Source organism: Caballeronia sp. M23-90, assembly GCF_053574605.1.
In genome coordinates, this window is record NZ_JBSIPA010000391.1 from 1 (window position 1) to 6222 (window position 6222).

Consider the following 6222-nt stretch of genomic DNA (forward strand, 5'->3'; position numbering starts at 1 on the left):
CCGGCATTCAGGGCGTGCGCTGGTACGCGGTGCACTGCAAGGGCGCGGCTGCGCACGCCCTGGATGCCGGTGACTACACCAAGAGGAATATCGGCGAGTTCGAGCAACGGGCCTTGTTCGATGTGCAGTTCAACGAACGCATGCGCATTCTCTTGCACGGCACGTGTTTCGATCGCAGGAAACGCGTCACGATGCGCCGCGAGCGCAGCAGCGAGCGTGATGCCGTTGCTGTCTTTTGCTTGTCCGTAGTGTTGGAGCAAGGCTGGATCGACGAACGCACTCGACCCCATCGCGCCGGGTTGGAACCGCGTGCCTTCTTCGTTGGTCCATGCAACGACTTCGAACGGGCGGCGCGTCCGGATGTTGGCCTCGTTCAATGCAGCAAGACATTCGAAGCCTGCGAGCACGCCATAACATCCGTCGAGCTTGCCGCCGGTGGGTTGAGTATCGATATGGCTGCCCGTCATGACCGGCGGCAGATCTTGCAGACCTTCGCGACGGAAAAAGAGGTTCGCGCAGGCATCGGTGCGCACGGTGCAGCCGAGTGCGATCGCACGCTCGACCAGGTGGCGGCGCGCTTCAACGTCGATTGTCGAAAGCGCCGGCCTGTCCACACCTCCATCATCACGCGCGCCGAAGCGCGCAAGTGTCTGGATGGATTCAAGAAGGCGCGTTGCGTTGATGCTGGATGCGGTTTTGAGCGCGTCGTCCTGAATCATTCAACCCCCGCGACGGAAGTCAGGCTGCGATCGAACCAGGGCTTCAGGAACTGCTGCAAGCGCGGCGTACGCGTGTTGCCGAAGAGTTGCTCGGGCGGCCCCGCTTCCACGATCTTTCCGGCCTCCATGAACACCACTTGATCCGAAATCTTTGCGGCGAAGCTCATCTCGTGCGTGACCATCACCATTGTCATGCCGTCTTGCGCAAGAGAGCGGATGACGCTCAGCACTTCTTCCACGAGTTCGGGGTCGAGTGCGGACGTGGGTTCATCGAGCAACATGACTTCGGGTTCGATGGCCAACGCACGCGCAATTCCCACGCGTTGTTGCTGTCCGCCGCTCAACGACACCGGATACGCATGCGCCTTTTCGACCAGACCGACGCGCTTGAGCGCTGCAAGCGATTGCTTGTGCGCATCGCCCTTATCTGCCTTTTTCGATAACACCAGTGGCGCCGCCACGTTGCCGAGCACGGTCATATGCGGCCACAGGTTGAACTGCTGAAATACCATCGAAACTGGCCGTCGCACGTCCGCAATGCTCTTCTCGCTATCGCGGTCACGTTCGGCACGGCCTGCTGATCGATACCCAAGCAACTGGCCTTTGATCCAGACCTCGCCTTCATCGTAGGCTTCGAGGAAGTTCATGCAGCGCAACGCCGTCGTCTTGCCGGAACCCGACGGTCCAATGAGCGAAACGATCTCTCCACGCTGCACGGTCAGATCGATGCCCTTGAGCACGCGATTGGCGCCATACGATTTACCCACAGCGCGAAGTTCGAGAATGGGAAGTGAGCTCATGAGGTTTTACGCGATGGAGCGATGAGCACCGACGCCCATTTGAAGGCAACGGCGACGCATTGCGTGAGAAGCCAGTAGCAGATGATCAACATCGCGTATGGACCGATGTACGTATAGGTGGACGAGACAATGTCGCTTGCAGTCATGGTCAACTCGGGCACCGTGATGATCGATGCAACCGCGCTTTCCTTGATGACGAGAATGGTCTGGTTCGCAAGCAACGGCATGACGAACGCAATGGCTTGAGGCAGTTCGATGCTTCGAAACGCTGACCATCGGTCGATGCCAAATGCGCGCGCCGCTTCCATATGCCCACTTGGAATGCTGGCCCAGCCTGCTCGGAAAATCTCCGCGAAATAGGCGGCGGAGTAGATCGCAAGCGAGACGATGGTCGCCTGCACGGCGGTCATCGTGACGCCTGTGACGGGCAGCCCAAAGTAGACGATCACCAGTTGCGAGAGGTACGGCGTCCCGCGAATGAGCCATATAAAGATGCGATACGGCGCGCCGAGCCGCTGTGAAAATCGAAGGCGCAACGCGTTCAGAACAAAGCCGCCCAAAGCACCAATGAAGGCCGCGACTACGCTGACCTCGAGCGTAACGAGGATGGCGTCGGCAAAGCGAGGGATGAGGGAGAGAAAACTGTTCATGTCGGTCACGCCCGCCGCGCCATGCGCCGTTCGATACCTCGTCCAGCGAGGGAAAGCATCGACGTGATCGCAAGATAAAAGCACGCAGCGAGCGTGTAGACCTCGAGCGGCCGATAACTGAACGAAGACAGTTGCTGCCCGACGCGCATCAGGTCGGTCACGGCAATCACCGACACCACTGCAGACGCCTTGACGATATCGATCATCTCCGAGACCAGCGCCGGCAGGGTCAACGCAACCACTTGCGGGATCTCGATGTGCCACAGGGTCTGGTGCCGCGTGAGGTTGAACGTCTTTGCGGCCTCGATCTGCCCGCGTGGAATCGCGGTAAATCCCGTGCCGAGAATCTGCGATTGATAAGCCGCCGTGTTCATCGATAACCCGATAGCCGCCGCGACCACCCCTGGAATCGCCCAGCCGAGACCGGAGGGCAGGTAATAGAACACCAGCAGTTGTGCGAGGACGGGCGTACCGCGAAAGACGCTGACATACACGCGTGCAGCCGTTGACAAGGTCCGGCTTTCGCTCGCCGACATCATGTAGATGAAGATGCCCGCGAAGAAGCCGCACGCTACTGCAATGGCCGAAAGCCACAACGTGGTGATCGCGCCGTCCAGTAATTGCGGCAGATAACTTGCGCAACGCGCGAGGAGATCGGGAGGGTTCATATAGATGAACGTTGCTTACATCGACGGTTCGGGAACGGCGTCCGAAGGAACATCCATGGTCGTGCCGAACCACTTCATCTGCAGCGCTTTCATGGTGCCGTCCTTGTTCGCACGCGCGATCCCATCACTGAAAAGCTTCAGCAGTGCGGCGCTGTCTGCGTCCTTGCGCGCGACCCACGCAAAGTAGCTCTTCGGTCCAATGCTCTGCGGCAGCACCGTGAACACGCCCGGACGTGACTTCAACAAGGGGCCGAGGTTCGCGACCGACTGCGCGACCGCATCGAGACGGCCGACGGCCAGGTCCGCATATGCTTCATCGAACGCGACGTATTGCTTGATCTGCTTGATGCCGGGACCGCCAGCGGCTTTCAGGTTTTTGTCGAGCGCCATGAGTGCCTGCAACTGGGCCGAACCCGTCTGCGAGCCGACGATCTTCCCGTTCAGGTCGTTCGGCGATTTGATGGACGCTTCGTTCGAACGCACGAGCACGCCGGCGGTGGCATCGGCAACAGGTAACGTGAAAGCGAAGTGACTCGCACGGTCCTTGTTCACGGTGACGGCGGTGATGACCATGTCGAAGCGCTTGGCGTCGAGGCCGGGCAACAGGCCCTGGAAGGGCAGGTCGAGTTGCTTGAGTTTTACATCGGGCAGCGACTTCAATACGTATTGCAGCAGGTCGGCGTCGTAGCCCACGATCTTGCCGTTTTCAATGGATTCGAACGGCGCGTAGCGCGCTTCCGTGCCGACCGTGATCTCCTTGTTTGCCTTTACGCGGGCGAGCAGATCGCTGCCCTGTGCAAACCCGGGTACTGATGCAATCAGCGCAAATGCGCCGGTCATCGACAGGGCAAACGTTCGAAATGGCTTATGCATGATGCTCCCGTGCGGCCGCGCCGCAATGATAGGTTAGTGAATTTTGTTCAAGTAACTTGAATTAAATTCACTATGCATGAAGCATGCCATGACATGGACGCTGGATTTCCCGTACACGATAGTTGCAACCTTGCACCGAAGTGGGATGCGAACGCGGTGACCGCACCGATACAGTGCTCGCCATGCACAACGCGGTCTTCAGGGCACAAGTTCGCTTGAGACCGGTTTGTGCTATTGCGCACAACTTTTTGTGGACGATGCCCAACAATCACCTTCGCCGCTACCTTCCTGCCTAATCACTTTCCCGGGCAATCTGAACTGTCTGAACTATTCAAACTGACTGCGACCGGTAGTTACTTAAGACAAAACGCCGAGCTTTTCCAGATAAGGCTTAAGCAGCCATCAAGCTGTCGTTTTCCGCCATCGCTGATCGCGCTTGTTGCTTGCTTCTGTCTTTGCGACCCTTAATTTTAATTAGTGTGATGAATAAGCCTGTAATCTAAATCTCACAAAATGTCACACTCTTGCGTTCGAGTAATCAATTCGATACGTTTAGAATCCCGGCGCAAAGGGGTTATATCGGCTTGTTAATCCGGATGGGCTATCACGGTACACCTGGAAAGCCATTGCTGTCATTGCCGAATCTTATATGGCCTAGGAAACTGCATGATTGGATATTGCGCAATAGCTGATCTGATTCGTGCACAACATGCAATGAATCGTGATATCGATCTGATTGAGCAATATTTACGGTCGATTGAATGTAACGAAATATGTTTTTCATCGTTTGAACAAACACTTATGGTTTAGTAGCGTATCGAGGACTATCAGTTTCCAAGTTGATCACTCTGTTCATGCGGGCGTGATTTCAGTTGAATTTGAATTGAATTTTGACCACTTATAGCGTGGAGGTAGAGCCTATGCCGAAATTAACCGGCTTTGAGACGACACATCAATACAGCCGCCCGCTTTGGTTTAATTCATCTGACAAATAATTTGAATTGCAGATTAACACGATTTGATTGCGTTAATCGCGTTTACCGCTGTCCGCAGCATGCAAGTGTTCGTTTCCGCGGAAATCACGCTTCTTCTGAAGACGTCAAGCCTCGTCGACTTTTTTCGTGAGGTTTCTAATCTTTTCCGCAACTCATAAAAAATGATAAAACTCAATAAGGCATTGTTAATCTGTTTCGCATCGAGCGCTGTGTTGAGCGCTTGCGGCGGTGGCGATAGTTCCGATACCGCAGCAGCAACAAGCAGCACTGCAGCAGCGGCCGTAGCCAGCGCAACGCCCGATTCGGCGAGTACCGCAACCGTTAATGACAGCAGCGTCGCTGCCGCTGCGCGCAGGCGCAAACCCTCGACTTCCTATCGATAAGACCGCGCCATCCGGTGGCATCGTCGGCATCGGTGGACATGCTCAAGTCGCGCCATTGTGCGTCCATTGCGCCGCGCGCCTCGTGCAATTGTCCCGCGATATGCACGGCGTCGCTGCCCAAAAGCAGACGCAGCGGCGGTTCGTCCACTTCCGCGATGCTCAGGATCGCCTGCGCGGCTTTCGCCGGATCGCCGACGGGCTTGTGCGAATTCCGGTACTCCAGCAAAGGCGCGATGCTCTGCGCATAGTCGGGACCGGGAGCGTGGATGGTCATCGAGGAACCCGCCCAGTCCGTGCGGAAACCGCCCGGCTCGACAATCGTCACCTTGATCCCGAGCGGCGCGACTTCCTTCGCGAGCACTTCGGAAAAGCCCTCGACCGCCCATTTAGCCGATTGATAAGCGGCCAGGCCGGGCGAACCGACACGTCCGCCTATCGATGAAACCTGGATGATGTGCCCGCTGCGCTGTGCGCGAAGGACCGGCAGCGCCGCACGCGTGACGTTCGCGACGCCGTAGAAATTGGTTTCCATTTGCGCGCGGAAATCGGCGTCGTCACCTTCTTCGATCGATGCAATGTTGCCGTAGCCCGCGTTGTTCACGACGACATCGAGACGGCCGAACGCGTTGACGGCTTCCTGCACGGCGGCGCGTGCCGACGCGGGATCGGTGACATCGAGTGCGACGGCGCGCACGCGCTCGCCGTATTGCTCGACAAGCGCGTGAAGGTCCTCAGGGCGACGCGCGGTCGCGACCAGACGATGCCCCGCCGCGAGAACCGCTTTTGCCAACTCGTGGCCGATGCCACGGGAACTGCCGGTGATAAGCCAGACTGACGACATGAGGTGCTTCCTTTTAACGATGAACGAGGTAAATGCGTTCACCGATTCTAGGAGCGAGCCCTCGGCGGCACTAATCCGATCGCGCCAACGTGCAATCGGATTGCGCCAGGCCGTTGGAACAGTCAGCCGTGGCCCTTCTCGCTGTCCAGATGCGCCATTTGCGCCGCGGCGTACCGGTCGCCCGCTGCCGCACCCTTCGGAACGGCCTGTTCGATTGCGGCGAGGTCATCGGCCGAAAGCGTGACGTCGAGCGCGCCCAGTGCTTCGGTCAGGCGCTCGCGCCGACGCGCGCC

Annotated in this window: 7 protein-coding genes and 1 pseudogene; all 8 read right to left on the minus strand. The window is 57.8% G+C overall.

The features are described 5' to 3' along the window. A partial coding sequence (locus ACRXB1_RS27795; protein ID WP_449493851.1) for a M20/M25/M40 family metallo-hydrolase occupies nucleotides 1–719 on the minus strand: 719 nt, incomplete at its 3' end. After that, nucleotides 716–1519 carry an amino acid ABC transporter ATP-binding protein gene (locus ACRXB1_RS27800; RefSeq protein WP_449493852.1) on the minus strand — a complete coding sequence of 268 codons (804 nt, stop codon included), beginning with the start codon at nucleotides 1517–1519 and terminating at the stop codon, nucleotides 716–718. The genes ACRXB1_RS27800 and ACRXB1_RS27795, both read right to left, overlap by 4 nt. After that, on the minus strand, nucleotides 1516–2169 hold the full coding sequence (locus ACRXB1_RS27805) for an amino acid ABC transporter permease (RefSeq protein WP_449493853.1): 654 nt from the start codon (nucleotides 2167–2169) through the stop codon (nucleotides 1516–1518). The genes ACRXB1_RS27800 and ACRXB1_RS27805 overlap by 4 nt, the downstream gene beginning before the upstream one ends. 5 nt (nucleotides 2170–2174) lie before the next feature. Beyond that, nucleotides 2175–2837, minus strand: coding sequence for an ABC transporter permease subunit (locus ACRXB1_RS27810; RefSeq protein WP_174364752.1), 663 nt, complete (start codon nucleotides 2835–2837; stop codon nucleotides 2175–2177). 15 nt (nucleotides 2838–2852) lie between these two features. Continuing rightward, the gene (locus tag ACRXB1_RS27815) at nucleotides 2853–3710 is read right to left on the minus strand and encodes a transporter substrate-binding domain-containing protein (RefSeq protein ID WP_449493854.1); all 858 of its coding nucleotides are present in this window, start codon (nucleotides 3708–3710) and stop codon (nucleotides 2853–2855) included. Between the two features lie 1008 nt (nucleotides 3711–4718). After that, the gene (locus ACRXB1_RS27820; RefSeq protein ID WP_449493855.1) at nucleotides 4719–5066 is read right to left on the minus strand and encodes a hypothetical protein; all 348 of its coding nucleotides are present in this window, start codon (nucleotides 5064–5066) and stop codon (nucleotides 4719–4721) included. Further along, entirely contained in the window at nucleotides 5027–5929 is a 903-nt protein-coding gene (locus ACRXB1_RS27825; protein ID WP_449493856.1) for an oxidoreductase, read from the minus strand. The genes ACRXB1_RS27820 and ACRXB1_RS27825 overlap by 40 nt, the downstream gene beginning before the upstream one ends. Nucleotides 5930–6051: 122 nt before the next feature. After that, nucleotides 6052–6222, minus strand: a pseudogene (locus ACRXB1_RS27830) (aldo/keto reductase); the annotation flags it as partial.